This window comes from uncultured Pluralibacter sp., from assembly GCF_913775985.1.
In the GTDB taxonomy this organism is placed as follows: Bacteria; Pseudomonadota; Gammaproteobacteria; order Enterobacterales; family Enterobacteriaceae; genus Pluralibacter.
The window spans coordinates 1-4,000 of record NZ_CAJYMB010000142.1 but is presented as its reverse complement, the minus strand read 5'-3'; the positions used below and the strand labels follow the sequence as shown (position 1 = coordinate 4,000).

Annotated in this window: 4 protein-coding genes; all 4 read left to right on the top strand. The window is 62.6% G+C overall.

Annotated elements, in window-relative coordinates:
• A partial coding sequence (tssC, locus tag QZ766_RS17200) for a type VI secretion system contractile sheath large subunit (protein WP_297204115.1) occupies positions 1 to 603 on the top strand: 603 nt, incomplete at its 5' end.
• Positions 604 to 621: 18 nt separating this feature from the next.
• Complete coding sequence (gene tssK / locus QZ766_RS17195) at positions 622 to 1,959, top strand: type VI secretion system baseplate subunit TssK (RefSeq protein WP_297204112.1); 1,338 nt, start codon at positions 622 to 624, stop codon at positions 1,957 to 1,959.
• Entirely contained in the window at positions 1,956 to 2,609 is a 654-nt protein-coding gene (tssL, locus tag QZ766_RS17190) for a type VI secretion system protein TssL, short form (protein ID WP_297204111.1), read from the top strand. The genes tssK and tssL overlap by 4 nt, the downstream gene beginning before the upstream one ends.
• A gap of 3 nt (positions 2,610 to 2,612) precedes the next feature.
• On the top strand, positions 2,613 to 4,000 hold a 1,388-nt coding region (locus QZ766_RS17185; protein WP_297204108.1), incomplete at its 3' end, for an OmpA family protein.

The following is a 4,000-nucleotide window of genomic DNA, read 5'->3' as shown; positions in this document are numbered from 1 at the left end:
AACAACGGCTGGTGCGTGCAGATACGCGGCCCGCAGGCGGGCGGTGCGGTGCAGGACCTGTCGATTCACCTGTACGACCTCGGCACCGGCAACCAGGTGAAAATCCCGAGCGAGGTGATGATACCGGAGACCCGCGAGTTCGAATTCGCCAACCTGGGCTTCATCCCGCTGTCGTACTACAAGAACCGGGACTACGCGTGCTTCTTCTCGGCGAACTCGACCCAGAAGGCGGCGCTGTACGACACCCCGGAGGCGACGGCAAACAGCCGCATCAACGCGCGGCTGCCGTACATTTTCCTGCTGTCGCGCATTGCGCACTACCTGAAAATCATCCAGCGAGAAAACATCGGCTCAACCAAGGACCGGCGCCTGCTGGAGCTGGAGCTGAACACCTGGGTGCGCAGCCTGGTAACGGAGATGACCGACCCGGGCGACGCGCTGCAGGCGTCACATCCGCTGCGCGACGCGAAGGTGATGGTGGAAGACATCGAGGACAACCCGGGATTCTTCCGCGTGAAGCTGTTCGCGGTGCCGCACTTCCAGGTGGAAGGGATGGACGTCAACCTGTCACTGGTTTCGCGGATGCCGAAGGCCAAGTCGTAAGGCGAGGGAATAACAGGGATGAAAATTTATCGTCCATTGTGGGAGGACGGGGCCTTTCTGGCCCCGCAGCAGTTCCAGCAGCAGGCCCGTTGGGATGCCTACGTCGCAGAAGCCGTTGCGCGGATGGGCCTGGCGCATCCGTGGGGCGTTATCAGTGCCGAGTTTGATGACGCAGGGCTGGCGCTGTCGAGGCTGAACGCAACGCGCCTGGTGGTGCGTTTCCAGGACGGCACGCTGGTCGACACGGACATTGCCGATAATTTGCCGCCGGTCTGCGATCTTTCCGGCGTCGCGGGGCAGGATCCTGTCGAGATCCTGCTGGCGCTGCCGCTGATGAGCGCCAACGGCGGCAATCTTGACGACGGGCGCGACAGCGAGCGTCCGCGCCGCTGGAAGGCCGAACGTGTCCAGGTGCAGGAGCTGGCAGGGAGCGAACGGGGGGAGCTGGCTATTCTGCGGCACGCCCTGACGCTGCGTCTTTCCAGCCAGCAGAACGCGGCCTGGCTGACCTGTCCGGTTGCCCGGCTGGTACGTAACGCTCAGGGTCAGTGGAACCGCGATCCGGGCTTTATTCCGCCGCTGCTGGCGCTGTCGGCGAGCCCGGCGCTGTTGCAGGCACTGGAGGATCTGCTGAAGCGCCTGCAGGCAAGACGCCAGCGTCTGATGGCGATGCGCCGCGAAAGCAACGAGCGTCTGGCGGATTTCGCCGTTGCCGACGTATCACTCTTCTGGCTGCTGAATGCCCTCAACAGCGCAGAGCCGGTGCTGGCTGAACTGCTGCAGACGCCTAATCGCCATCCGGAACTGCTGTATCGGGAGCTGGTGAGGCTGGCCGGTAGCCTGCTGACATTTTCACTGGATCGCGACGCCGGCGATATTCCGGCTTATCGGCACGATGCGACGGAACAGGTGTTTCCGCCGCTGCTCTCTTTACTTGATACGCTGCTTGAGGCCAGCCTGCCTTCCCGGGTTATCAGTATTGAACTGCGCCACAGCGGCCAGTTCTGGAAAGGGCTGCTGCACGACGCCCGACTGCGGGAGGGTGCTGACCTGTATCTCTCCGTGCGCTCGTCCATTCCCAATCATCTGCTGCAGACGCAGTTCCCGCTGCTGTGTAAAGCCGGAAGTGATGAAGATGTTTCCGACGTGGTTAACGTCGCGCTTAACGGCGTGGCGCTTAAACCGCTGCACCATGTTCCGGCGGCGATCCCGCTGCGGCTCGAAAACCAGTATTTCGCGCTCGATCTCAGCGGGCCAGCGGCGCAGGCCATGCTGGACGCCGGCAACTGTGCATTTTACATCCCGGCAGCGCTGGGGGATGTCCAGCTTGAACTTTATGCGGTATTGCGCTCATGAAAAACAGTAAAGGTTCATACATAGATGAGCTGTTCTGGCCAGGCTGGCTGATGGTCAGCCAGCTTCGTAACGGACAGGAAGTGGCGGACGGTAAAGCGCTCTATCGCCGGACCTGCGACTGGCTGGATGACTGGCGCAAGCAGCTTGAGCAGCGGGAGGTTCCGCAGGGCAGTATCGATCATCTGCTGTATACCCTGTGTGCGCTTTTTGATGAGAGCGTGCTTAACCGGGAAAAGCAGGACGATGGCTACTGCACCTGGCTTACTAACCCGCTCCAGGCGCGCTATTTCAACACGCTGAATGCCGGTGAGGAGCTGTGGGAACGGATTCGTACCGTATTGCAGGAACCTTCCCCTGATGAGGCGGTACTGACCTGCTTTTCCCGGGCGCTGGCGCTGGGATTTGTCGGCCGCTATCGCCAGCAGTCCGACGAGCGGCGGGAGGACGTGGTTCGCAACCTGAACCAGCGCGTGAAGCCTTTCACGCAGGTGGAAGACGCGCCGATCGTGGTGCGGGCGGGGCGGCTGCGCAGCGGCCGGCGGGCATACTGGCTCTCCTGGGGAGTGGGGATCGGACTGCTGGCCGTCGTCTGGTTCATGCTCTCCACATCGCTTCAGCAAATGGTTTCCGCCATCGCCGGAGGCGGATAACCCATGCGCAATTTCACACGGCTCTATCCGGTTGCGCTGGCGCTGGTGCTGGCACTCTGGCTTATCCTGGGGTTCTGGCCGCTGGGCGGCGGAAGCCGGATTTTTTTGAGCATCGCAGCGCTGCTTTTGGCAGGCGGACTCGGCGGCTACCTCTGGCGCCAGTCTGGCGCGATGGCCGGGAGCAACGACGAGCGGATGCTGCCGCCCGAGCATTTCGAGGGCGCAGTGGTGCTGGCGTGCGGCGACAGCGAGGCGGTTTTCGCTTCCGATTGTCTTTACCGCGAAACCCGGCAGGGATGGTATATCCCGGTGCGCGAGCCGGAACAGCTCGGCCCCATCGCAGAATCGCTCTTTTCCTCCAGGCCCGCGCTTGCCGGCCAGGTGTCGGTCATGCTGGCGATTGTCCCCGAGCGCTGGCAGGACGCATCGCGCTTTGCCAGCCAGTTACACCAGTGGCAGCGGGCCATTGCGCAGTCACGCCGCGCCTTTTCCGCCATTCCCCCCGTCTGGGGATGCGTCTGGCTCAATCCCCCGGAAAATGACGAGGTGCCGACCCGCCGCTGGTGTTTCCTCGATGGCTGTGACGAAGGCATCCAGGTGCAGGAAGAGGATACCGTCTCCGGATCGTATCTGAGCTGGTGTGAAGAATCATCAGAGCTGCTGCGTGAAGGGCGGCTGCAGAATGCCCTGTGGCTGCAGCTGCTTTTTCGCTGGTTAAAGCCGCAGGTGCTGGCGGTGATGAATACGCGCCACCACGATACGCCCGCGCTGCCATTGCAGATGCTTGCGGTCTGCAGCGGGCCGGTTCGGGGCTCGGCTGACAATCTTTGGCAACAGCAGGTCGCCGGGATAACGACACTTGCGCCTGCTGTCAGGCCGGTAGCGGGTCCGCCGGCACTGCCGGACCTGCTGCTATCTCGCCTGCCGCACCGGCACGGCGTGAGCCGCACCCTGCTGCGTTTGCGCACGGCGGGTCTGCTGACGGGGCTGTTTTTATTGCTGGCGATGGGGGCGTCATACATTAATAACCAGCGTCTGATTCAGAACGTTCGGGATCACCTGGCGCTGTATCAGCGGCTGCCGGGGTCACCCGCTGAGCCAAAGCTGCGGATGCAAAATCAGCTGCGGCGTGATGAAGGGCTGCTCGAGCGCTGGCAGCGGGAAGGCGCGCCGATGCGCTACACGTTGGGGCTTTATCAGGGCATGCGGCTTATTCCGCCGCTGCGCGCGGCCATTGACGGCTGGGCACCGCCGCCACCGCCTGCGCCTGTTATCAATAAAATTGTCCGGGGGCCCGAAACCATCCGTCTCGACAGCATGTCGCTGTTCGACTCGGGTAAAGCTCAGCTGAAGGCGGGCTCTACCAAAATGCTGATTAACTCCCTGGTGGG